Origin of the sequence: Paenibacillus sp. FSL L8-0494 (assembly GCF_038003695.1) — a bacterium.
GTDB lineage: Bacteria > Bacillota > Bacilli > Paenibacillales > Paenibacillaceae > Paenibacillus_AQ > Paenibacillus_AQ odorifer.
In genome coordinates this window covers 91,299-115,936 of the sequence record NZ_JBBOPQ010000001.1, presented here as the reverse complement: position 1 = coordinate 115,936, position 24,638 = coordinate 91,299, and the positions used below count along the sequence as shown (strand labels likewise).

The following is a 24,638-nucleotide window of genomic DNA, read 5'->3' as shown; positions in this document are numbered from 1 at the left end:
GTGAGAACATCGATAACCCGCGGCTGGCAAAGCATGAAGGAGCAATTTTATATTTTAATTCTGCTCTTCATCTACCGACTGCTCTGGGGCTACTTTATGTATGGTTTCATCCGATCTGCTATTATTCCAATTCTACTGCGCTATCCGGATAAAGACGCCGGAGGCAGCGGTATGGGCAGACTGTTGTATTATATCGAGGGACAGTTCAGCTTGAATACGGACCCTGCGATACGCACTTGGTTATGGATGCTTCTGGCGCTTGTTGTCTTGCGACTTCTGCTTTCCCCTTTCATAAGGGCAGGATTGCTGCATGAGCTCCACCAGGAGCGAAAGGGCGAGCGTGGACTGTTCTTTTTCCCTGGCATGAAGATCTATGGACTACCTGTCTTAGTCTTTAGCCTAATCGAATGGGTGCTGACCCTGCTGCCGCTTTACTGGCTTGCTCCAAAAATGTACGGGCTGTTCTTATCCTCTTTGTTTAACTACGCTTTGTTACTTCATTTAGTACCATACGTATTGGCATGGCTTATATATATTTTTATCGTGCGCCTGTTTCTTCTATATATGCAGTTTGGTTACACCGGCGGTACAGGAATGTTCTCCTCACTGATCATCTGCTTGCGGTCACTGATTCCTGCTATAGGTGTTTCCATTGTACTTGGGGCGGGAGGCCTGCTCTTACTGCTAGTGTGCGGACTGACGGGTCTGTTCTGTCCCGGCCTACCGGCACTTATAATACGGCAAATCTCACCACTACCTTCTACGCTCTTAAAAATGTGGGGAATCTCTGCACAATATCATCTATGGCGTAGCAAAGCATTTCCACAATAAATCAACCTTATTTGACATAATAAAAAGGTCCCAATTCCTGTATTCAGGAGCTGGGACTTTTTCTCATTACGGATAACTTAAGAGTATTTGCAAAATCGTAAAAGCTCTGTTACAATAAGTCCTGTGCTATTAGTAACAATTTTGTAATCAATTGAAACGATTCCTACATAACTAAATGTATTTATCGTAAGTGTAACTGTCGAAACGTCATTCTCTGGTGCTTAACACGCCTAATTCCTTTGCACCGGGAAGTGGGGGAACCATATTTTGGGTGAATTGATCTCGCTTTACAGGGATCATAGGGAATCTTCTACCGAACCCTTAAGCTAACCTCGCAGGCCTTGGAAGGAGTACATCTTTTGAAAAGACATAATTTAAGAAAAAAATGCGTCGCTGCGGCGCTAGGACTTGTAATGGCATTATCTATTGGTGGAGGAAGCGCCTTTGCCGACTCTAAAATGGACTCTGTAATCTCAAAGACTATTGGAGTTGCCTATAAAACCGGAGGTACAAGCACTGCCGGATTTGATTGCTCTGGATTTACAAAGTATGTATTCAAGAATGTGGGTCTTACTTTACCTCGTACATCAAAAGCTCAATATAGCGTTGGAACTGCTGTATCCAAAAGCAATCTGCGTTCTGGTGATCTAGTGTTCTTTAACACACTTGGCAATGGAGTATCCCATGTCGGCATTTATGTTGGAAACGGAAAATTCGCACAATCGTCCTCTTCGCGTGGAGTGACCATCACTTCACTCAGTCAGGCCTACTGGGCCAATCGTTATGTTGGCGCTAAAAGAGTAATGAGTACTTCAGCTTATCAAGCTGTAGCCTTCGATTGAAACCTTCCTCACAACTATAACCTCACAATTACAACTATATGAACCTGAATCTGATTATGCCCGTAATCAAATTCGGGTTTTTCTTTATTCCATAATATATTTTTACACTATTAGAGCCCAATTGAAACACGTTTATTTGATAAAAATTGCAATTATATTAAAAATTAGGTCATTATTAACGCTTACATATGCCTTTCTACCGTAAAAATTCCAATTTTTCTGCATTAATATGTTAAAAACGATTGCCAAGCGGCTTTCTGTTTGTTACAATTAGCGCAGTGAGATTTTAGTAACATTTTTGTAATCATTAAGTTGTTATTTACAAAGGTTTTGTCATGTATTGATTACAAGCTAATCCTAATCAACAGTATGAGCCGAGTTTCCTAACTATTAGGAAAACGGGGGAACCAACTTTGGGTGAATTGACCTCCATTATATAGAGGGGTCATAGGGGACCTTCAACCGAACCCTTAAGCTAACCTCGTAGGCATTTGGAAGGGGTATACACTTTTGAAGAAGAAGTTAGCAGCAGCAGTACTAAGCTTTTCCATCATCCTCACCATCGGAGCAGGAAGCGCTTTCGCAGATTCCAAAATGGATAAAGTGATTGACAAGGCCATCGGTACTAAATACGTATCCGGCGGTATATCCACTAACGGATTTGATTGCTCCGGATTTACAATGTATGTGTTTGATAAGATTGGCATTAACCTTCCACACCAATCAGGTTCCCAATATCAAATGGGCACAGCAATCTCCCGTGATGATATAAGAGCCGGAGATCTTGTATTCTTCAATACAAGTGGCAAAGGTGTCTCCCATGTCGGCATTTATGTCGGTGAAGGTAAGTTCGCACACGCTTCTACCTCACGCGGTGTTACGATTAGCTCTCTGAGTGATAGCTACTACGTGAAACGCTACGTTGGTGCCAAGCGCATTATGAGCACAGACGCTTACCAATCGGTTGCTGCTGAATCGGAAGACAATGATGATGTGCAATAAATAACGTACATAGGCTCTTTTCCAAGGTACTCTTGGAGGAGAGCTTGTTTTTTTGTCTTATTACTTATTTACCCCTCTCATAATTTGTAAAACATTCCCCTCATATAAAGTTTCTGAGTCGAACCTCCCCCATTTTGTATATAATTAGTAATATAGCAATGTCCTCGTGAAAGGAGATCGTTGACCTTATGATAAACCCCTCGGTAACTTTTCATGTTGTTCCTATGGAGGCAATTCACGGAGAAGCTATTTGTAAGTGGAGCTATACGCCCCCATATAATATTTATGGCTGGATGCCGTGGGAGCAGATGCAGGCTCTTGGCATCGAGTTTGGTGATCCGCAGCTCCGGGAGGAACAATATATCTCCATATTAAATGAAAATAAGGTTTTGTGCGGATTCGCACAGTTGTTCCCGATGGAAGGAGTCGTCCGTTTAGGAGTTGGGATGCGCCCCGATCTATGCGGCCATGGTTTAGGCAAACTATTCGTAGATGCCATCGTCCAGACAGCCTTGAGTCGTTATCCTGATCGTGAGATAGATCTGGAAGTCCTGACCTGGAACCAACGCGCCATTCGAACTTATCAAAAATGTGGATTTACGATTACAGATACGTATGAACGCCGCACACCTACAGGAGACAAACCTTTTTATTGCATGGTCTATGACAAATGATATTAAATACCAGATATTTCATAAGAATGATTGTATTCTCGTTCATTTTTTTGTCACAAACCCTATGATAACGCTTCACCATAAGCTATAATGTAGGGAGCAGCTTACATAGAAGGGACGAATTGGGATGCAGAAATGGATCATGAGCGGTTTGTTTTTTGCCGCCTGTGCCTTTGCGGTAGTACTCATGTTTACACTTCCGGGTAAAGAAGAGGTAGCAGAAGAAAATAAGCCCACGATGCCGGTAGTTCAACTGGACGCCGCAAAGGCAGAAGCAACCGTGAAAGCCAGCTGTATCACCTGTCACGGCGATCAGCTTCAAGGTGGAGTTGGACCAAGTCTTCAGAATGAAGGCGGTCAGCATGACGCTGAGGAAATCTACAGCATCGTCACCAAAGGACGTGGCCAAATGCCTTCCTTTAAGGAGAAGCTAGCTCCTGAAGAGATCGCCAACGTCGCACTCTGGCTCTCAGAGAAAAAGTAACCAGCCAAGCAACCAAAAACGCCCGTGTATGAGATAGGTGACTATCTGTGCACGGGCGTTTATTTTATGATTTTGGCTAAACTAATGATTTTTTTCAAAGGCTTCATTAAATTCATGCGCCTCTCGAAGATCTAGAGCTGTAATCCCATCTTCTTCATTAGATTTCAGGCGCAGGGTAACTGTTTTATAATCAATCGTAATATGTGGATGGTGATCGAAGGCTTCTGAAATCGTGGCTACTTCATCAACGAACGCAATGCCCTTCATATATTGGCTGAACATATATTTTCGCACCATAACATTATCTTCCAGTTTCCAGCCCTCCAGCTTGGTGATCTCCTCACGCAGTTCCTCTTCCGTAAATAACAATTCGTTTCCTCCCTTACAAAAAATTGCAGTAAAGTGCGTAGTTCCCTTTACTTGTCTTAGGCGTTAAACAAAACATCCCTTAGCTTCTGAGGTCCAAGGGATGTGCCAGGATAAAGGCGATATTTTCGATTAAATGTATTCACAAATCCCAGCGATTATAACTCGGCTTTATCAATTTTAACACGGGCTACTAACTACGGGCAAATTACGTCCAGACGTCTCCTCTGCCTAAATCAAAACTACTGAAGCCAAATCCTCTTCGCCAACTAGAATATTAATGCGGTGCGTGTCCTTATCGTAAATAATTACGCCGCTCCCCACTTCAATCATAGGTTCATTACCCAGCGCGAAGAAAAGATCCTCAGCCAATGCTTCCCATACCTCCAGCTTTGATTCTTGGGGTAGTTCCTGCCACTCGTCCGGATCCATCTCAAAAAATAAATATCCATCGGAAATTCGTCCGACGGCTTCGGTCAAATCGGTTAGAATTTCACCGTAATCTCTACCATGCTTTACACCCACGTATATCACTCCGTTTTCTTCACAGATGAATAATTACTTACCTTATCCATTATAGCCGAAAAAATGACTTCACAAAAAACCGAATGATGTCGATAAATAAGAATATACGTTAATTCGGTTTCGCACAGAGTGCCCTGCCGCTGTTTCAAGGATGATATACGCGGCATTGTCGGAACACATCTTAAATCTCACGGACGAGGTGCAAAATGGAAATTTCAACAATAATTGGTTTAATTTTTGGTTTGGTTGCTGTAATCTGGGGCATGATCCTCAAGCACGCTCCACTTCATGCTTTGGCCACACCCGCTGCTTACGTTATTATCTTGGTGGGTACGGCAGCTTCTATTTTCATGGCCTTTCCTTTCAACGAGGTCAAAAAGATTCCAAGTCTGTTCAAAATGATTTTTATCAAAAAGAAATTAATCAGTAAACCCGAATTAATCACTATGTTCATGGAATGGGCTTCTATCACACGGCGTGAAGGTCTGTTGGCTCTAGAATCAAAGGTCGATGAAATAGAAGATAACTTCCTCAGAAACGGCATGCGGATGATTATTGATGGAAATGATCAGGATTTTGTCCGCGATGTCCTCATGGAGGATATCCACGCCACAGAGGATAGACATAAAGCAGGAGCCCTCATTTTCTCACAGGCAGGTATGTATGCTCCTACCCTCGGGGTGCTCGGGGCGGTTATCGGTCTCATCGCCGCTCTGGCTGATATGAGTGATATGAACAAACTGGCTGCGGCAATCGGGGCTGCCTTCATCGCCACATTGCTTGGTATCTTTACAGGTTACGTATTATGGCATCCTATTGCTAATAAGCTGAAACGTCTCTCCAAACAAGAAATCGAAGTTCGAATGATGATGGTCGAAGGTCTTTTGTCCATACAGTCCGGTGTATCTACTATTGCCATCAATCAGAAGCTTGCTGTATTCCTAACACCTTCGCAACGCGTTAAGTTAAATGAGAAGGACGGTGGATCAGGTGAGCAAAAAGACTAGACACGAAGAGCATGAAGAACATGCCGATGAATCGTGGCTGTTACCTTACTCCGACCTCATGACTCTTCTGGTGGCTCTGTTCATCGTTATGTATTCTATGAGTGCAACGGATGCCAAGAAATTTGAAGAGATGAGTCAGGCCTTCAGTTCCGCACTTAATGGCGGTACAGGTATTCTTGAAGAGCGGGCAGCAATGCCTAGTAAGACTCAAGAAGATCTAGGGAAAAATGATAAGATGGGTAGCTCTACTTCCAAGAAAGCTGAAGAAGCAGAAATGGCAAAGCTACGACAAAAGGAACAAGAGGATTTAGAGAAGCTTAAGAAACAATTCGATCAATATATTAAGAGCAACGGCCTAACTGATCTGCTCAGTACGAAGCTTAATCAATCTCAGCTAATGATTACGATCAGTGATAACGCATTGTTCGCTTCTGGCCAAGCCATTGTTAAGGATGATTCGCGGCAATTAGCTAAATCCATCTCAACGATGCTGCAGCAATTCCCGGATTATGATGTAGTAGTGCAAGGGCACACCGACGATATTCCGATTTCTAATAGCAACTATTCATCCAACTGGGATCTGAGTGCGGATCGGGCACTTCAGTTCATGAAGATTTTGCTGCAGAACACGAATTTAAATCCACGCAAATTTAGTGCGATTGGATACGGCGAGTATCATCCTATTTCCGATAATGACACAGCTACCGGTCGAAGCAAGAATCGCCGGGTAGAGGTTTCCATTATTCGAAAATATCAAGAAACCAAAGAGTTTACAGGGATTATTCCCTCTGCTGAATAAGTGATTTCGTAAGGTAATAAAAAGAGCTGTCCAAAGGTCTTAGACCCCGGACAGCTCTTTTTTTTGTTGCAGTACTACATTCTATATGGAACTGTATTATTGTAATGACACTCCTACAGTAACTCGTAGTTCAGCGTAGCTCCAAGCTCTTTCTTCTCATCAGCAGACAGCTCACGCCATTCTCCCGTTTGCAATGCCCCCAGGCGAATATTCATAATCCGAATGCGTTGCAGCTTTCGAACCTCATACCCAAAAGCGCTGCACATACGACGAATCTGGCGATTTTTGCCCTCTGTCAAAATAATACGGAAGACACGCTCCGTAATACGCGTTACCTCACAGGGCAGCGTCTTCTCGCCTAATATTTTCACACCGCTGGACATGCCGGTAATAAAAGAAGGCGTAATGGGTCTGTCCACGGTAACCACGTATTCTTTTTCATGCCGGCCTTCCGCCCGCAAAATTTTATTAACGATGTCGCCATCATTGGTAAGCAGGATTAATCCTTCCGAATCCTTATCGAGACGACCAATCGGGAATATACGCTCATGATGACCTACAAAATCGACAATATTCCCCTTGATATGCTGTTCTGTGGTTGATGTAATCCCTACCGGCTTGTTTAGAGCAATGTAGACCGTCTGGCTTGAGGTTTCAAGCGCTATACCATCTATTCGCACATCATCGCCCGGAACAGCCTGACTGCCCAGCACAGCAGGCTCTCCGTTGATCGTAACTCTGCCGGCATCCACAAGCTTGTCTGCTTCTCGGCGTGAACAGTACCCTGTCTCACTGATGAATTTATTAATTCTCACGTTGTTCTTCACTCCGTTCATCCTTAATGTTAAGCCAAGGTGTACCCCCTCCAGCTGCAGGCAGCTTAATCATAACGGTTGTCCCCCGGCCAACTTCACTTTGTATTTCCAAATGACCCTTATGAGCCTGAATAATACGCTGGCTAATCATTAACCCAAGGCCTGTCCCCGATTCTTTATTCGTGAAGAACGGTTCACCCAGCTTAGGCAGCACGTCCTCTGGAATCCCTTCACCCTGATCTTTGATTACAATAAAGACGCAATCCACAGAGTTCCACAGTTCCATTGAAATGACGCCACCCTCAGGCATGGCCTCAATTGCATTTTTAACAATATTAATAAATACCTGCTTCAACTGGTTCTCTTCACAATGTACAGTAGCGGGTTGTTCAGAGAATTTCGTACTAAATTGAATATCATGTAGATGAGCCTGACTATCCAACAGAGACACTACATCGCCTAATATGTAGCGAAGATCTTTTTCCTGAAAATGAACGGCTTGTGGCTTAGCCAGGATTAAAAATTCACTGACGATAAGATTAATCCGCTCCAGCTCAGATAACATCAGCTCTACATGAAGCGGAACTAAGAGCTCCTTCTCCTGTTGAAGCTGTAGAAATCCTTTTAATGTGGTAAGAGGGTTACGAATCTCATGAGCTACTCCTGCGGCCAATTGGCCGACTGTAGTTAGTTTCTCAGAGCGTCTAAGCAGCTCCTCCATTCGATTGCGTTCCGTCATATCACGAGAAACGTGAATAAAGGAATGGGGGTAACCCTCTTCATCTCGAATTATCGAGGTACTAACGCTAACCTCAACTAATGATCCGTCCCGTTTAAGTCTCACTGTCTCGATCGGCGGCAGAACTGCACCATTTCTTAACGCGTCAAGCCGCTCTTCCTCTTGCTTAAGCGCTGTCGCGGGTACAAGATATGGCATATTGCCTATCACTTCTGTTGCACTCCATCCATACAGCTCCTCAAAGGCCCTGTTAGTGCTAGTGATTCGTCCCTCCATATCCAACGTATGAATCGCATCAGACGTACCGTTAATTACGGATTCCAAATGTTCCTTAACCGCCCGGTTCTCTTCTAGCGTCTGCTTAAGACGATTGGTGCGTTGCATAAGATGAGAAGTCATAGCGTTAATCCGCAAGGCTAATTGACCTAACTCATCACGAGAGGTTACCTTTAATGGAGGTTCGAACTTACCTCGCGCTACATCATTGACTTTGGCAAGTATAGCCTGAATTGGACGAGTAATAAAACCTGAAAGTATGTAACTACATAGCAAAAATAATGCTAGCAATAACAGAGACGTAGTCAAATAATTGGCTAATTGTTCATGAACTACGGATGAAATCACAGAATAATCCAAAACTACACCGATTACGTAAGGCTCCATTTTAGGATTCTGAATAGGAATGAAGCTTTTGAGCACTCTTTTCCCACGTACCCTCGTCTCCAGTGTAACTGGTTTCTGCTTCTGCTGAGCTAATAGAATAGCTGCTTTATCTTGCTCCACATTACCATAAGTATAGGTACCGAACTTAATTGGGCGGTTGCCAAGTTTCTTTTTAAATGCATCGCTTCCATCGCCCGCCATACTTGCTAAACCAAATGTTGTTGGATTAAATCCTGTAAGCTCTAAAATCCCTGGATTAACTTCTTTGGTTCGCTCTACAATTTGATCGGGGTTGGTGATTTCGATATATTCACTTGCCGCAGTATTGAGAATAACAGGATTAATGATGTAGTTGCTTGCTTCATCATGATAATAACCCCACTTCTCAATGAAATCGGGATTGTAGGTTGAATATTCAAATGGGCCTGACCAAAAATGATCCAAAGCCTGTCCTTGTCCCACAGTGACTTCCTGATTATCAAATAACTCCAAAAGGGCAAGGTACCAGTACCCCCAACCTTGAGTGGACATTCCAATATCAATCGGATTTGATGCCCTTGTCACCACGATATCATTATCAGTCTTTACCAGAATTGAAATATTAGACACGCCCAACTTGGAAGTTAGGGCCTTTAGTTGAGCGTTGGTTATATTCTTATAATCCGGACCCAATTCCTTAGAGGCAAAGATGGCAGCCATTCTTAAGTTATGCGCGATTTGATATTCTACATAGTTAGAGCTATAGTTACTTTGTTCTACAGAAACAGCCATTTGCATAGCGGTGATCTGCATATTATTTACGTTTTCATTTCTTAGATTATTCTGAGCGGCATAAAGGTTAAATGTCAGATTCAATGCTAAAATTAGCAGTACCGCTCCAAAAATAATAGCAGATAGTTTTGTCTTTATGGACAAACTGTTATTCACCTCTTATCCACTGGTAAATCCTTGCGGAGCCTATAATAAACATCATACCTTTTGCCCCCTCATTTGAAAAGGACATTTAAAACAAGCCTATTAATTCACCAAATATTGAAATTCAAAAGGTGTTTCTCTACAATATATAAGAAACCATCCACATCTTATGCACATATAAACAAATTATTAAAGTCCGGTGTGTACAAAAATGTGTATAAGTAGGCTGTTATCCACAGAGTTATGCACATTTTGTTAAGAACGAATATTTGTTCGTTGTACAATGGTTATAGAAGAAGGGAAGATGATCTTGAATATTAAAGCCAGTGAATCGCCAGAAGATATACAAGCGGTTCATGAATATTGGATGAGGCAGGCGATCGCAGAAGCACGTAAAGCTGAGGCATTAGGTGAGGTTCCTATTGGCGCTGTCATTGTTCGACATGGTGAAATTATAGGACGTGGATACAATTTACGAGAAACGACAATGGATTCGACAGCCCATGCTGAGATGGTAGCCATTCGTGAGGCCAGCAATGTCATGAATTCTTGGCGTCTGCTGGATTGCCAGCTGTACGTCACCCTAGAACCTTGTCCGATGTGTGCAGGAGCAATAGTGCAGTCCAGAGTGCCTCTCACGGTATATGGAACGCCTGACCCTAAAGCTGGATGTGCCGGCACCCTCATGAACTTGCTTGAAGAGCCGCGATTTAATCATAGAACTGAGGTAATACAGGGTGTTTTACAAGAAGAATGTGCAGATCTACTCACCTCCTTCTTTCGCCGTTTACGTAAAAAGCCAATAAAACAAAAGGAGGACTCCTAAATGACCCTTACTCTATATCATACCTCTCAAGGCATCTATATTTCTCCACTTGAGCTTAAGGATGCACAGAGCCTGCTGGAGCTTCGTTTAAATAACCGGGTAACCCATGAACCGTTTGAGCCAAAACGTGATGATCACTTCTTTACCTTGGAGAGTCAACAACAGATCATCAATCAGCGTATTGAGGACGCCCTACAGGACAGAGCTTATATGTTCGGCATTTATCTGCTGGATGGACAGCTAATCGGTCAGATCACATTGTCCAACGTCTCACGAGGTATAGCACAATATGCTGATTTAGGATATTTAATGGATCATCGGATGCAAGGACAAGGTTATATGACAGCAGCAGTCGGATTAGTCCTCGGCTATGCGTTCCGGGCCTTAGGTCTACATAGAGTTCAAGCAGCTATTTTATTGCATAATGAAGCTTCCCGAAGCGTCCTGGAGAAGAGTGGGTTCAAACCTGAAGGGATCGCCCGTCAGTATCTTAAAATAAATGGACAGTGGCAGGATCACCAAACCTACGCAATCTTAACCGAAGATGTGCTGACTGAGGAACGGAAATAAGATTCTGCATTGTCGCAGGAATGAGTGCTACTTTTTTTCCTAAAAAAAGACCCGCATGGGCGTATAATATACGCATCATGCGGGTCTTAATCTTGCGAACTGGGATTAATAAGTTCCCATACCACCGAATTCTTCTCCAAGTTGATCCATTGTAATTACATCATCACCTTGAGGGATGCCAATCTTGAATACCGGCTTCTCGTTGATCTTACTGTATTGGCCCGTTCCATTTACTGAGAAGGCCACTTTTGTGCCATCTTCCGGATCATTTACTTTAACATCCATCAATAAATCCTGATACACAGCGTATCCATCTTTATCGATCGCAGTATTATAGTGGAACTGGTTGATGGTAAGGTACTTATCAAGATCAGCTAAGCCCTTATCCAATTCAGTTCTAGCTTCACCTGATGTCAGTTCTTCTTTAGCCTTAGCTAGATCTGCATCTTTAATCTGCAGCATATCCTTGTATTCTTCCTTGCTTACGATATCAATAATTTTAGGCAGGGCATTATTCACCAAGATAGTGATTGCTTCTTTAACATTATCGTTAGTCACTTGGAACTGAACAACTTGTTTAGCTTCCACACCTTCTGGTAAATTAGCATCTTTGGGATCAATCTCGTTAAAATATTTTTCTTCGTCATATTCAGCTAGGACAGTGTCCACCACTTCATTAGACAGCTTCTGCATTTTTTGAGTATCCATCGTACTTGGGTTAAATTCTGCACCCTCCTGCTCTGCCAACGCCTTCAGATCAACCTCTACAAACTTATTGAGGATCGTCTCAGGAATCGGTACGAAAGGAATAGATGGAATCTTAACATACAACTTCTCGGCAGTCATTACCATAGGAACATTAAAGCTCATGCTCATATCGCCTTTCAGATTCAGAACCATAGTTAGTTCTGTCTGCATTGGCTCTGCTTGATATACCCCATCAATGGTAATATCAGCATTCTTAAGCATACTAAGTACCTGTGTAGTCATTGCAGCAGATTCAGCGTCAGAAGTCTCGATCGTAAGATCGTTGATCGTGAATTTACTCTTCATCTCATAAGATGACATTGTAGTCGCTTTAGTAGCGGCTGATTTTAAGGCCTCTTTTGGCGCCTCCTGTTTACTTGCACATCCCGGCAGAATTACTGCTGCTGTAAGCAGCAATGCAGCGGCCGACAAACCCCACTTTTTGTTCATTATTGTTCTCCTCTCCCATTGTAAAAGAAATCTCTCCCCCTCCTATGATAAACCATTTGTAAAAATCAAGAAACACTTCTTTAAAATTCTTAACGTTTTTATTTGTTAACCTTGTGGATTATGGTGGTCAACATGGTTCGCTTGTTTCACCTTTTTAGAACCTGAAAGCGGTTCTGGACCTGAAGGAGTATGGTCTTTTCTCCGCTCACCACTTGTTGGCTCTGCCCCAGGAACAGGGATACTTTTTGGTTTCGACATTTTCATTCCTCCTAAGGATTGGTCAAGTTCTGAAGAGCCTGAGCACATTCATGAATTTGCCGTGAGTATTGCTGTGCCAGCTGCTGTACGGCATCACTACGCTCATCAATATGGAGACCGCTCTGTTCCACATCCAGCAGATCCACTGCCACTTCTCTGCTATCTACATACTTGCAGCGAAAATCCAGTGAATAGCCTTGATGACCTGCCGCATTAAAATGAATCAGCAAGCTATTCGGATCCCCATTATCCGCCAGCACACTGAAACTATCCCCATCATCCATCAACGCCGGCAAACGCTCCTGCCAGGCTGAGACAAGCTTATGCTGATCAACTTCTAATGATCTATCCATGATTATGATCATCCTCCTTCTCTAATACATTGCGGAGAAATGAAGCTTTTTATTCTCAATAGAACTCGGTCTACCAAACAAAACAAAAAACCGTCCCCCAGAGGGAACGGTTTCTATCTAATTATTCTTTAAGTTCATAAAGGAATGGCGGAGAGGATGGGATTCGAACCCATGTGGGCTTGCACCCTAACGGTTTTCAAGACCGCCCCGTTATGACCGCTTCGGTACCTCTCCAAATGCATTTAAATTTCACATGCATTAGGATTGTACCATACAATGCAAAGAAAAAGCAACTATATCTTTAAATAGTTTTTGGTTGTATCGATTTTACATTGCGCATATAAGGTTGTAGGCATTCTGGAATCAGAACACTGCCATCCTCTTGCTGATAATTCTCAAGAATTGCAGCAACTGTACGTCCAACCGCCAAAGCAGAGCCGTTCAGCGTATGAACAAATTCAGGCTTCGATTTTGGATCCTTACGGAAACGAATATTTGCCCGGCGTGCTTGGAAGTCTTCTGTATTTGAGCAAGAGGAGATCTCACGGTACATCCCACTCTCAGGCAACCACACTTCCAAATCGTACGTCTTAGCCGATGTAAAGCCCATATCAGCCGTACATAACCCAAGTACACGATAAGGCAGTCCTAACAGCTGCAGCACACTTTCAGCGTCTGCTGTCATTTTTTCTAATTCCTCATAAGAGGATTCAGGGGTGGTGAGCTTCACCAACTCTACCTTGTTGAATTGATGCTGGCGAATCAAACCGCGAGTATCACGGCCCGCCGAGCCCGCCTCAGAACGGAAACAAGAGCTGTAAGCTACATGGTATTTAGGCAGGTCAGCTGCCGTCAAAATCTCTTCGCGATAGTAGTTCGTTACCGGTACTTCAGCTGTAGGAATCAAATAGTATTCGGTATCCCGCAGCTTGAACAGATCCTCTTCGAATTTAGGCAGTTGTCCTGTACCATACAAGCTATCTTTGTTCACAATGTAAGGCGGCAGCATTTCCTCATAGTTATGCTCACCACTGTGAAGATCCATCATAAAGTTAATCAGCGCCCGTTCTAGACGTGCTCCGAGTCCTTTATAGAAAACAAACCGGGATCCTGTAACCTTTGCTGCAGCTTCGAAATCAATAATATCAAGCTGCTGCGCAAGCTCCCAATGTGATTTCGGAGTGAATCCGAACTCTTTGGGCTCCGACCAGCGGCGTAATTCAACGTTATCATCCTCAGACTTCCCTACTGGAACTGAATCATGAGGAATATTAGGGATATTCATAGTAAGATCAGCAATCTGAGCTTCCAGTTCACGTACTTCATCATCAAGCTCTTTAATTCGGTCAGATACTGTACGCATTTCTGTAATTAGATCATCTGCTGGCTCGCCGTTCTTTTTCTTTTTCGCTACTTCACCCGAAACTGTATTACGACGGTTCTTAAGACCTTCGGTTTCTTGCAGTAATTCACGTCGACGCAAATCAAGTTGTGGAAAATCAGCAATTAAGTCCAGCGATTTGCCCCGTTTTTCTAAAGCCTCTTCCACTCTTGCGTAATCACTACGTAGTATTTTTACATCTAACACAATGTTTCCCTCCTGAAAACAGCCTAAACTCTTTCAAAATGCTGATTACAGCTTTGAAAGAGTCAGGATGTTCTTTATATGCAATTTTGTTGTTGGACTTCCCTATTCGCCTCTACCATATCGGCAAAATATTGGTGCAGTCTGAAATCATCGGTCAGTTCTGGATGAAAAGAAGACACCAGCAAGTTCCCTTCGCGCGCGGTTACAATCTCATCATTATAGACTGTAAGCACATCAACTCCCGGTCCTACCTCGTTGATAAGCGGTGCACGTATAAATACAGCACGAACCGGCTCATCAATGCCTTTAACCTCCAGATCACATTCAAAGCTTTCCCGTTGGCGGCCGAATGCATTCCGGGCTACGGTAATATCCATCAGCTCCAAATGCCCCGGTTCACCACCGGCAATTTTTTTGGCCAGCACGATCATACCCGCACATGTGCCAAAAATAGGCTTGCCCTGATCAGAAAAATCACGGATGGCTTCTATGAAACCATATTTCCGCATTAGCTTTCCAATCGTTGTACTTTCTCCGCCGGGGATAATCAGGCCTTCAACTTCTTCTAGCTGCTCCACACGCTTGATAGGCACGCCTTCTACACCGGTCTTCTCTATACTAACAATATGCTCCGTAACAGCGCCTTGAAGCGCCAATACTCCTATCTTCATCCTACAACCTTCTCTCTATTAACGGCCACGCTCCGACATACGTTCAGCCGGGGTGAGAGTTGCAATATCAATCCCCTTCATTGGTGCACCAAGGTTCTTGGATACTTCAGCAATCAGTTTGTAATCAGTATAGTGTGTAGTGGCTTCAACAATCGCACGCGCAAATTTCTCAGGATTGTCCGATTTAAAAATACCCGAGCCTACGAATACACCATCAGCACCCAAATGCATCATAAGAGCAGCATCGGCAGGAGTAGCTACACCCCCAGCGGCAAAGTTAACAACCGGCAGTTTGCCAAGCTCATGCACTTCGAGCAACAGCTCGTAGGAAACTCCCAGGTTCTTTGCTTCATTATATAGCTCGTCCTTGGACAAATTCGTTACTTTACGGATTTGACTGTTGATAAAGCGCATATGACGCACGGCCTCAACAATGTTGCCTGTTCCTGGTTCACCTTTTGTACGGATCATGGAGGCACCTTCGTTAATACGTCTCAATGCTTCTCCCAGATCCTTCGCTCCACATACAAAAGGAACGGTGAACTCACGTTTATCAATATGGAATACTTCATCAGCAGGAGTAAGAACTTCACTCTCATCCAAGTAATCAACACCCAAAGATTCTAGAACTTTCGCTTCTACATAATGGCCGATACGAGCCTTAGCCATAACAGGGATACTTACCACTTTGAGAACCTCTTCTACAATTGTAGGATCGGCCATCCGTGCTACACCGCCAGCTGCACGAATGTCAGAAGGTACGCGTTCCAGAGCCATAACAGCAACTGCACCAGCGGCCTCAGCAATTTTTGCTTGCTCTGCATTCATGACGTCCATAATGACGCCGCCTTTTTGCATTTCTGCCATGCCTCTTTTAACTCGCGATGTACCTGTTTCCATGTCCTAACCCCCCGAATGATCTATCTTAATCTAACTTGTAATTTTACCCCAATGAAGGGAAATCTACAACCCATTTACTCGGATTTACTGCTGATTTCGACACCGAACTGCATTAGAACAAGTTCTTGATCCCTGAAAATAAATCACCGAAGAAATCGCCAATCGCTCTAAGGAACAACTTGAACCAGCCAGCTTTCTCAGCTTCCTCTACAGTGATCAGATTAACTGTTTTCTCCTGTGCTGCTTGCATGCCTTCAGCCTTGTAGGAATAGGTAACTTTACCTACTTTAGAGGATTGGGCTATAGGAGCAACTAAAGTTGCAGGGTCATTTGTTACAACAGTTGTAGTAACTTCAGGAGAAACAGTTCCCTTAGGAACAATGAAAGAAACTCCTTCATCAGTAACTATAGAAACATCTTTATTCTTGCCTTTCAGTACCGGAACTGTTTCCGTGCCAGCAATAACAGCCTTCGGAGCTACAACCTGTTTGATTTCAAAGTTGTTAAACCCGTAGTCGAGCACTTTTTTAGTTTCTGTGAATCGATGTGCCTCTGAATTAGCACCCATAACAACACTGATTAGACGCATTCCATCACGCACAGCAGTACCTGTAAAGCAGTTACCTGCATTTGTGGTATGGCCAGTCTTCAGTCCATCTAGACCTGGATAAGCATATGCCTTAAAGTTGGGGATACTTTTGTTAGCTTCCAGCATCCAGTTGTAGTTAATGATCGGCGCTGTATCCCGATCACGGAATTTATAAGACTGAATCGTTGTAAATTCAGTGAAGTCCGGGTGGTCAGTAACTATAAATTTAGCAAGAGTAGCTGCATCTCTAGCTGACATTACAGTCTCTTTATCAAGATCAGGACGGAATTTCTTCGGCATGTCTGCCCGATCAAGTCCAGTTGAGTTAATAAAATAGGTATTTTTCATGCCCATCTTCTGTGCAGTCTGATTCATTAGTTCTACGAATTGTTCTTCTGAACCCGATACCAATTCTGCCAAAGCAACTGTGGCATCATTCGCCGATCCTACGGCCATCGCTATGTATAGCTCTTTAACCGTATGTTCATCTCCAGCTGCCAGAAAAATTCGTGATCCGACCTGTTTGGAAGCATTCTCTTGAATGATAACTTTCTGATCCCAAGAGATGTCTCCTTTTTTCACGGCATCAGATACAAGATATTCAGTCATCATCTTGGTCATACTCGCAGGTGGGAGTGGTGTATCTGGATTTAGAGCCATAAGTACTTGGCCTGTAGTTGGTTCTATTAGAATAGCAGAACTCAATTCCAAGTTAAGAGATTCCACAGAAGGGATCTTAACTGCGTTGGTCTTGGGTGCAGTTTCAGTAGTAGTTGCGGCACCTTCGGTTGTAACCGGAGTTTTGCCCGCTTCAGCCAATGCTGGAATTACTGGGTTCATTAACATATTTAAAAGCAGACCTACAGTCGCTGTCTTAATTACAATTTGCTTACCATTAAATTTTCGTTTGTGCTTCAATGATTACGACTCTCCTTTAAATCTCATATCAATAGCTTGTTCTATTCTAACACAGGGGTACCCGCAAAAAAAGACAGACAGGACGAAATAGTCCTGTCTGTCCAAAAAATAATACGGTTAGTCCATTATACGGAATAGTTTGGTGCTTCTTTTGTAATTTGCACATCATGCGGGTGGCTCTCACGAAGTCCAGCACTTGTGATGCGAATGAAAGAAGTATCGTTACGCAGTTCTTCCAATGACTTCGTACCGCAATAGCCCATACCTGAGCGCAATCCGCCGATCAATTGATGAACAGTGTCAGAAAGAGGCCCTTTAAAAGCAATACGTCCCTCAATTCCTTCAGGAACGAGCTTTTTATCATCATCTTGGAAATAACGGTCTTTACTGCCTTGTTTCATGGCACTCATGCTGCCCATACCACGATATACTTTAAATTTACGGCCTTGATAGAGCTCAGATTCCCCTGGGCTTTCTTCTGTACCCGCAAACATACTTCCCATCATTACAGCATGAGCACCAGCTGCGATAGCCTTTGTGATCTCCCCAGAATACTTAATACCGCCATCAGCGATAATAGGAATTCCATACTCACGAGCAACTGTCGCACAATCATAAATGGCTGTAACCTGAGGTACGCCGATACCAGCGATAACGCGTGTTGTACAGATCGATCCTGGTCCAATACCTACTTTAACTACAGATGCACCAGCTTCAATAAGTTCACGGGTTGCTTCGCCTGTAGCTACGTTACCAGCAACAATCGTAAGATCAGGATACAACTCACGAATTTGGCGAACCGCTTCAATAATATTAATGTGGTGACCATGTGCAGAATCGACGACGATCAGATCTACACCAGCTTTTACTAATGCTGCAGTACGTTCGAACGTGTCTTTAGAGATACCAACAGCTGCTCCAACAAGTAGACGGCCATGTGCATCTTTGGCTCCGTTAGGGAATTGAATAGCTTTTTCAATATCCTTAATGGTGATGAGACCCTTAAGAATATTATTCTCGTCCACAAGGGGAAGCTTCTCAATCTTATGACGTTGCAGGATACCTTCTGCTTCCTGAAGGGTTGTACCAACAGCAGCTGTTACAAGATTCTCATGTGTCATAACTTCTTTAATCTGAATATTGAAATCATGAATAAAGCGTAAGTCTCTATTAGTTAGAATACCGACAAGTTTATTGTCACTGTCTACAATCGGCACTCCGGAAATGCGATATTTACCCATTAAAAGCTCTGCATCAGATACCATGTGTTCTGCCGTAAGTGAGAATGGATTCGTAATAACTCCGCTCTCGGAACGCTTCACACGATCTACTTCTTCCGCTTGCTGCTCTACAGGCATATTCTTGTGTATAATCCCGATGCCACCCTCACGAGCAATTGCAATGGCCATGGCTGCTTCTGTGACTGTGTCCATCCCTGCACTCATAAGTGGAATATTCAACTTCACATTCTTACTTAGAACTGTGGTCAAATCCACTTCTTTAGGCAGTACCTCAGATTTACGCGGAACCAGCAGCACATCATCAAAAGTTAGACCTTCTTTACCAAACTTATCTTTCCACACCTGGGTCATTCCTCCTCGGTTGTTTTAAATTATACCCGCCTACAAACTTTATGAAAGAAGAACCTTTGACTCCAGTCCATTCACGACAGACAATTCTGTACATCTGGGGGCTGAACAAGTGTAGATCTTCAATTAAGGTTTGAGATGCTTATCCAAAAATATATTATTGCCATCTTAGCAAAGGGCATTTGGACTGTCAAGAACATTACATCATCAGAGTAGGTATTCAAAAAACGGCCCCCGGGTAAGCGAATTATTGGACGTTAGTCCGTGCTCAGTGGACATATAGTGTATAAAAAATCCACAATGCATTTCTGCTCATCTTATTACCCACGCTTATCTCCATCATAGTATTTCAAAATATAGCCTAATGAATTCTCTATTTATATAACAAAAAGACCACTGTCGATTACTCAACAGTGGTCTTGTGTGCTTGGCAACGTCCTACTCTCCCAGGACCCTTCGGTCCAAGTACCATCGGCGCTGGAGGGCTTAACGGTCGTGTTCGGGATGGGTACGCGTGGAACCCCTCCGCTATCGCCACCAAACATGCGTCTGTGAAACAGACGCTGCCGCGTGAAATTCGGTTCATCACCAGAAGTGACAATGAATTTCTAAGCGTGTTACAGGCTTAATCGCCTGAAAACTGAATCCGAAACGAATCTGCATTCTAAGTATAGGATAAGCCCTCGACCGATTAGTATTGGTCAGCTCCATGCATTGCTGCACTTCCACCTCCAACCTATCTACCTCGTCGTCTTCAAGGGGTCTTACTAATTGGGAAATCTCATCTTGAGGGGGGCTTCACGCTTAGATGCTTTCAGCGCTTATCCCGTCCGTACGTAGCTACCCAGCCATGCTCCTGGCGGAACAACTGGTGCACCAGCGGTACGTCCATCCCGGTCCTCTCGTACTAAGGACAGCTCCTCTCAAATTTCCTGCGCCCACGACAGATAGGGACCGAACTGTCTCACGACGTTCTGAACCCAGCTCGCGTACCGCTTTAATGGGCGAACAGCCCAACCCTTGGGACCTACTTCAGCCCCAGGATGCGATGAGCCGACATCGAGGTGCCAAACCTCCCCGTCGATGTGGACTCTTGGGGGAGATAAGCCTGTTATCCCCAGGGTAGCTTTTATCCGTTGAGCGATGGCCCTTCCATGCGGTACCACCGGATCACTAAGTCCGACTTTCGTCCCTGCTCGACTTGTAGGTCTCGCAGTCAAGCTCCCTTATGCCTTTGCACTCTGCGAATGATTTCCAACCATTCTGAGGGAACCTTGGAACGCCTCCGTTACTCTTTAGGAGGCGACCGCCCCAGTCAAACTGCCCGCCTGACACGGTCCCCGTACCCGATAAGGGTACTAGGTTAGAACCTAGATACGATCAGGGTGGTATCCCAACGGCGCCTCCACCGAAGCTTGCGCTCCGATTTCTACGGCTCCCACCTATCCTGTACAGATCGTACCCAAATTCAATATCAAGCTGCAGTAAAGCTCCATGGGGTCTTTCCGTCTTGTCGCGGGTAACCTGCATCTTCACAGGTATTAAAATTTCACCGGATCTCTCGTTGAGACAGCGCCCAAGTCGTTACGCCATTCGTGCGGGTCAGAATTTACCTGACAAGGAATTTCGCTACCTTAGGACCGTTATAGTTACGGCCGCCGTTTACTGGGGCTTCGGTTCATAGCTTCGGGTTACCCCTAACCACTCCCCTTAACCTTCCAGCACCGGGCAGGCGTCAGCCCGTATACTTCGCCTTGCGGCTTCGCACAGACCTGTGTTTTTGCTAAACAGTCGCTTGGGCCTTTTCACTGCGGCCCCCTCGTGCTATTCACACTACCGGGGCACCCCTTCTCCCGAAGTTACGGGGTCATTTTGCCGAGTTCCTTAACGAGAGTTCTTCCGCGCGCCTTAGAATTCTCTTCTCGCCTACCTGTGTCGGTTTGCGGTACGGGCACCTTCTCCTGGCTAGAGGCTTTTCTTGGCAGTGTGAGATCATGACCTTCGCTACTATAATTTTCGCTCCCCATCACAGCCCAGCCTTAATGATGTGCGGATTTGCCTACACATCAGCCTCACTGCTTAGACGGACATCCATCAGTCCGCGTCACTACCCTCCTGCGTCACCCCATCGCTCATAGCGGATTACGGTGGTACAGTAATTTCAAACTGTTGTCCTTCGACTACGCCTTTCGGCCTCGCCTTAGGTCCCGACTTACCCTGAGCGGACGAGCCTTCCTCAGGAAACCTTGGGCTTTCGGCGGATCAGATTCTCACTGATCTTTTCGTTACTCATACCGGCATTCTCACTTGTGTAGTGTCCAGCGCTCTTTTCAGTACACCTTCAACCCCTACACAACGCTCCCCTACCCCAGATACATACGTATCTAGCCATAGCTTCGGTGGTGTGTTTAGCCCCGTTACATTTTCGGCGCAGAGTCACTCGACCAGTGAGCTATTACGCACTCTTTCAATGGTGGCTGCTTCTAAGCCAACATCCTGGTTGTCTGTGCAACTCCACATCCTTTCCCACTTAACACACACTTGGGGACCTTAGCTGATGGTCTGGGCTGTTTCCCTTTTGACAATGGATCTTAGCACTCACTGTCTGACTCCCGGCAATAAGTATATGGCATTCGGAGTTTGACTGAGCTTGGTAATCCTTGCGGACCCCGCACCCAATCAGTGCTCTACCTCCACTACTCTTATACCGAGGCTAGCCCTAAAGCTATTTCGGGGAGAACCAGCTATCTCCGAGTTCGATTGGAATTTCTCCGCTACCCCCACCTCATCCCCGCACTTTTCAACGTACGTGGGTTCGGGCCTCCAGTGCGTGTTACCGCACCTTCACCCTGGACAGGGGTAGATCACACGGTTTCGGGTCTACGTCCACATACTAAATCGCCCTATTCAGACTCGCTTTCGCTGCGGCTCCACCTTCTCGGCTTAACCTTGCATGTTAAACGTAACTCGCCGGTTCATTCTACAAAAGGCACGCCATCACCCATAGATCGGGCTCTGACTTTTTGTAAGCACACGGTTTCAGGTTCTATTTCACTCCCCTTCCGGGGTGCTTTTCACCTTTCCCTCACGGTACTGTTTCACTATCGGTCGCCAGGTAGTATTTAGCCTTAGCAGATGGTCCTGCTGGATTCATACGGGGTTTCACGTGCCCCGCACTACTCGGGATCCGTCTCGGAGAGAATACAGTTTAGGTTACAGGGCTTTTACCTCTATCGCGGGCCTTTCCAGACCTCTTCACCTACCATATTCCTTTGTAACTCCATGTGAGACGTCCCACAACCCCAAGAGGCAAGCCCCTTGGTTTAGGCTGTTCCGCGTTCGCTCGCCGCTACTGACGGAATCACTATTGTTTTCTCTTCCTCAGGGTACTTAGATGTTTCAGTTCCCCTGGTCTGCCTCTACACACCCTATGTATTCAGGTATGAGTAACTGCGAATTACCACAGCTGGGTTTCCCCATTCGGACACCCCCGGATCAAAGCTTGCTTACAGCTCCCCGAGGCAGTTTCGTTGTTCGCCACGTCCTTCGTCGGCTCCTGGCGCCTAGGCATCCTCCGTGTGCTCTTATTAGCTTAACCTTGATTTTTCCGTAGGAAAATATCGAACGATATCTTCTTTGAAAAATCTCACTAATAACATTTACTTGTTTGCACAAGTTGCTAAAAGATGTTCTAAAACGCAAATTCGTTTCGGTATCCAGTTTTCAAGGATCAAGTCTTACTTGAGAGCTTAAACTCTCAAAACTGAGCAACGAGTGAGTAACAGGCCTAAACCTGAGTTTTGGAAGCTTAGCTTCCGATTTGAATGTCTTCATTGCAGAAGACGATTCTCCATAGAAAGGAGGTGATCCAGCCGCACCTTCCGATACGGCTACCTTGTTACGACTTCACCCCAATCATCTACCCCACCTTCGGCGGCTGGCTCCCTTGCGGGTTACCCCACCGACTTCGGGTGTTGTAAACTCTCGTGGTGTGACGGGCGGTGTGTACAAGACCCGGGAACGTATTCACCGCGGCATGCTGATCCGCGATTACTAGCAATTCCGACTTCATGCAGGCGAGTTGCAGCCTGCAATCCGAACTGAGACCGGCTTTGATGGGATTGGCTCCACCTCGCGGCTTCGCTTCCCGTTGTACCGGCCATTGTAGTACGTGTGTAGCCCAGGTCATAAGGGGCATGATGATTTGACGTCATCCCCACCTTCCTCCGGTTTGTCACCGGCAGTCACTCTAGAGTGCCCAGCATTACCTGCTGGCAACTAAAGTTAAGGGTTGCGCTCGTTGCGGGACTTAACCCAACATCTCACGACACGAGCTGACGACAACCATGCACCACCTGTCTCCTCTGTCCCGAAGGCCGCTGCTATCTCTAGCAGATTCAGAGGGATGTCAAGACCTGGTAAGGTTCTTCGCGTTGCTTCGAATTAAACCACATACTCCACTGCTTGTGCGGGTCCCCGTCAATTCCTTTGAGTTTCAGTCTTGCGACCGTACTCCCCAGGCGGAGTGCTTACTGTGTTAACTTCGGCACCAAGGGTATCGAAACCCCTAACACCTAGCACTCATCGTTTACGGCGTGGACTACCAGGGTATCTAATCCTGTTTGCTCCCCACGCTTTCGCGCCTCAGCGTCAGTTACAGCCCAGAAAGTCGCCTTCGCCACTGGTGTTCCTCCACATATCTACGCATTTCACCGCTACACGTGGAATTCCACTTTCCTCTTCTGTACTCAAGCCACCCAGTTTCCAGTGCGACCTCAGGTTGAGCCCAAGGTTTAAACACCAGACTTAAATAGCCGCCTGCGCGCGCTTTACGCCCAATAATTCCGGACAACGCTTGCCCCCTACGTATTACCGCGGCTGCTGGCACGTAGTTAGCCGGGGCTTTCTTCTCAGGTACCGTCACTCCGATAGCAGTTACTCTACCGGACGTTCTTCCCTGGCAACAGAGCTTTACGATCCGAAAACCTTCATCACTCACGCGGCGTTGCTCCGTCAGGCTTTCGCCCATTGCGGAAGATTCCCTACTGCTGCCTCCCGTAGGAGTCTGGGCCGTGTCTCAGTCCCAGTGTGGCCGTTCACCCTCTCAGGTCGGCTACGCATCGTCGCCTTGGTGGGCCGTTACCCCACCAACTAGCTAATGCGCCGCAGGCCCATCCCTCAGTGACAGATTGCTCCGTCTTTCATTCTTCTCTCAGGAGAAAAAAGAAATTATCCGGTATTAGCTACCGTTTCCGGTAGTTATCCCAGTCTGAAGGGCAGGTTGCCTACGTGTTACTCACCCGTCCGCCGCTAAGTTATTTTGAAAGCAAGCTTTCAAAATAACTCCGCTCGACTTGCATGTATTAGGCACGCCGCCAGCGTTCGTCCTGAGCCAGGATCAAACTCTCCAATTAGTATTGAAAAGAGCGATATGCTCATTTTGAAACATCTGACGAGAAAATTAATTCTCTAATTTTGGATATCACTTACGTGATTTCCTACTCACTCGTTGTTCAG

The 24,638-nt window shown here is 45.1% G+C and carries 21 protein-coding genes, 1 tRNA gene, 3 rRNA genes and 2 riboswitches; of the genes, 9 read left to right on the top strand and 16 right to left on the bottom strand.

Annotated elements, in window-relative coordinates; genetic code table 11:
• The 5 genes from NYE35_RS00550 (at position 1) to NYE35_RS00530 (ending at position 3,833) form a co-directional block, all read left to right on the top strand.
• A complete protein-coding gene (locus NYE35_RS00550) occupies positions 1-831 on the top strand; it encodes a hypothetical protein (RefSeq protein WP_036679984.1) in 831 nt (276 codons plus the stop codon).
• Positions 832-1,048: 217 nt separating this feature from the next.
• A riboswitch (cyclic di-AMP (ydaO/yuaA leader) is annotated at positions 1,049-1,187 on the top strand.
• Between the two features lie 57 nt (positions 1,188-1,244).
• Positions 1,245-1,673, top strand: coding sequence for a C40 family peptidase (locus tag NYE35_RS00545; protein WP_052097401.1), 429 nt, complete (start codon positions 1,245-1,247; stop codon positions 1,671-1,673).
• A gap of 362 nt (positions 1,674-2,035) precedes the next feature.
• Positions 2,036-2,178: riboswitch (cyclic di-AMP (ydaO/yuaA leader) on the top strand.
• 5 nt (positions 2,179-2,183) lie between these two features.
• Complete coding sequence (locus NYE35_RS00540) at positions 2,184-2,675, top strand: C40 family peptidase (RefSeq protein WP_036679958.1); 492 nt, start codon at positions 2,184-2,186, stop codon at positions 2,673-2,675.
• Between the two features lie 188 nt (positions 2,676-2,863).
• A complete protein-coding gene (locus NYE35_RS00535; protein ID WP_076142534.1) occupies positions 2,864-3,349 on the top strand; it encodes a GNAT family N-acetyltransferase in 486 nt (161 codons plus the stop codon).
• Between the two features lie 127 nt (positions 3,350-3,476).
• The gene (locus NYE35_RS00530) at positions 3,477-3,833 is read left to right on the top strand and encodes a c-type cytochrome (RefSeq protein ID WP_036679962.1); all 357 of its coding nucleotides are present in this window, start codon (positions 3,477-3,479) and stop codon (positions 3,831-3,833) included.
• Between the two features lie 81 nt (positions 3,834-3,914).
• Here NYE35_RS00530 and NYE35_RS00525 read toward each other — a convergent pair whose 3' ends face one another.
• Together NYE35_RS00525 and NYE35_RS00520 are read right to left on the bottom strand one after the other, a co-directional pair.
• Positions 3,915-4,202: a 4a-hydroxytetrahydrobiopterin dehydratase gene (locus NYE35_RS00525; RefSeq protein WP_036679964.1), complete on the bottom strand. Its 288-nt coding sequence runs from the start codon at positions 4,200-4,202 to the stop codon at positions 3,915-3,917.
• Positions 4,203-4,430: 228 nt separating this feature from the next.
• Positions 4,431-4,724: a hypothetical protein gene (locus NYE35_RS00520; RefSeq protein ID WP_036679966.1), complete on the bottom strand. Its 294-nt coding sequence runs from the start codon at positions 4,722-4,724 to the stop codon at positions 4,431-4,433.
• A gap of 206 nt (positions 4,725-4,930) precedes the next feature.
• Between NYE35_RS00520 and motA the strand changes: the two genes are divergently transcribed.
• Positions 4,931-5,731, top strand: a complete 801-nt coding sequence (motA, locus tag NYE35_RS00515; RefSeq protein WP_036679967.1) for a flagellar motor stator protein MotA — start codon at positions 4,931-4,933, stop codon at positions 5,729-5,731.
• Entirely contained in the window at positions 5,715-6,530 is an 816-nt protein-coding gene (gene motB / locus NYE35_RS00510; protein WP_341119882.1) for a flagellar motor protein MotB, read from the top strand. The genes motA and motB overlap by 17 nt, the downstream gene beginning before the upstream one ends.
• A gap of 113 nt (positions 6,531-6,643) precedes the next feature.
• Here motB and rluF read toward each other — a convergent pair whose 3' ends face one another.
• Positions 6,644-7,345: a 23S rRNA pseudouridine(2604) synthase RluF gene (rluF, locus tag NYE35_RS00505; RefSeq protein WP_036679985.1), complete on the bottom strand. Its 702-nt coding sequence runs from the start codon at positions 7,343-7,345 to the stop codon at positions 6,644-6,646.
• Positions 7,335-9,662: an ATP-binding protein gene (locus NYE35_RS00500; protein ID WP_341119881.1), complete on the bottom strand. Its 2,328-nt coding sequence runs from the start codon at positions 9,660-9,662 to the stop codon at positions 7,335-7,337. The genes rluF and NYE35_RS00500 overlap by 11 nt, the downstream gene beginning before the upstream one ends.
• A gap of 304 nt (positions 9,663-9,966) precedes the next feature.
• Here NYE35_RS00500 and tadA point away from each other — a divergent pair, with 304 nt between their 5' ends.
• Together tadA and NYE35_RS00490 are read left to right on the top strand one after the other, a co-directional pair.
• Positions 9,967-10,488, top strand: coding sequence for a tRNA adenosine(34) deaminase TadA (gene tadA / locus NYE35_RS00495; protein ID WP_341119880.1), 522 nt, complete (start codon positions 9,967-9,969; stop codon positions 10,486-10,488).
• On the top strand, positions 10,489-11,058 hold the full coding sequence (locus NYE35_RS00490; RefSeq protein WP_341119879.1) for a GNAT family N-acetyltransferase: 570 nt from the start codon (positions 10,489-10,491) through the stop codon (positions 11,056-11,058). It begins immediately after the preceding gene.
• 105 nt (positions 11,059-11,163) lie between these two features.
• Here the strand turns inward: NYE35_RS00490 and NYE35_RS00485 are convergent, their stop codons facing one another.
• The 12 genes from NYE35_RS00485 to NYE35_RS00430 form a co-directional block, all read right to left on the bottom strand.
• Complete coding sequence (locus NYE35_RS00485; RefSeq protein WP_038568046.1) at positions 11,164-12,255, bottom strand: hypothetical protein; 1,092 nt, start codon at positions 12,253-12,255, stop codon at positions 11,164-11,166.
• 105 nt (positions 12,256-12,360) lie between these two features.
• Positions 12,361-12,513, bottom strand: coding sequence for a small acid-soluble spore protein P (locus NYE35_RS00480; RefSeq protein ID WP_076138623.1), 153 nt, complete (start codon positions 12,511-12,513; stop codon positions 12,361-12,363).
• Positions 12,514-12,524: 11 nt separating this feature from the next.
• Entirely contained in the window at positions 12,525-12,866 is a 342-nt protein-coding gene (locus NYE35_RS00475; RefSeq protein ID WP_036679977.1) for a hypothetical protein, read from the bottom strand.
• A gap of 145 nt (positions 12,867-13,011) precedes the next feature.
• Positions 13,012-13,100 (bottom strand) — tRNA-Ser (locus NYE35_RS00470).
• Between the two features lie 67 nt (positions 13,101-13,167).
• Complete coding sequence (serS, locus tag NYE35_RS00465) at positions 13,168-14,454, bottom strand: serine--tRNA ligase (protein WP_038568043.1); 1,287 nt, start codon at positions 14,452-14,454, stop codon at positions 13,168-13,170.
• Positions 14,455-14,528: 74 nt separating this feature from the next.
• Positions 14,529-15,125, bottom strand: coding sequence for a pyridoxal 5'-phosphate synthase glutaminase subunit PdxT (gene pdxT / locus NYE35_RS00460; RefSeq protein ID WP_341119878.1), 597 nt, complete (start codon positions 15,123-15,125; stop codon positions 14,529-14,531).
• Between the two features lie 18 nt (positions 15,126-15,143).
• The gene (gene pdxS, locus NYE35_RS00455) at positions 15,144-16,025 is read right to left on the bottom strand and encodes a pyridoxal 5'-phosphate synthase lyase subunit PdxS (RefSeq protein ID WP_076148021.1); all 882 of its coding nucleotides are present in this window, start codon (positions 16,023-16,025) and stop codon (positions 15,144-15,146) included.
• 112 nt (positions 16,026-16,137) lie between these two features.
• Complete coding sequence (locus tag NYE35_RS00450) at positions 16,138-17,532, bottom strand: D-alanyl-D-alanine carboxypeptidase family protein (protein ID WP_036679981.1); 1,395 nt, start codon at positions 17,530-17,532, stop codon at positions 16,138-16,140.
• 125 nt (positions 17,533-17,657) lie between these two features.
• Complete coding sequence (gene guaB / locus NYE35_RS00445; RefSeq protein ID WP_036679982.1) at positions 17,658-19,115, bottom strand: IMP dehydrogenase; 1,458 nt, start codon at positions 19,113-19,115, stop codon at positions 17,658-17,660.
• Between the two features lie 431 nt (positions 19,116-19,546).
• A 5S ribosomal RNA gene (gene rrf / locus NYE35_RS00440) occupies positions 19,547-19,663 on the bottom strand.
• A 129-nt stretch (positions 19,664-19,792) separates the two neighbouring features.
• Positions 19,793-22,719 (bottom strand): 23S ribosomal RNA (locus tag NYE35_RS00435).
• 258 nt (positions 22,720-22,977) lie between these two features.
• Positions 22,978-24,535, bottom strand: a 16S ribosomal RNA gene (locus NYE35_RS00430).
• Together the 16S, 23S and 5S rRNA genes form the textbook arrangement of a ribosomal RNA operon.
• Positions 24,536-24,638 lie beyond the last annotated feature (103 nt).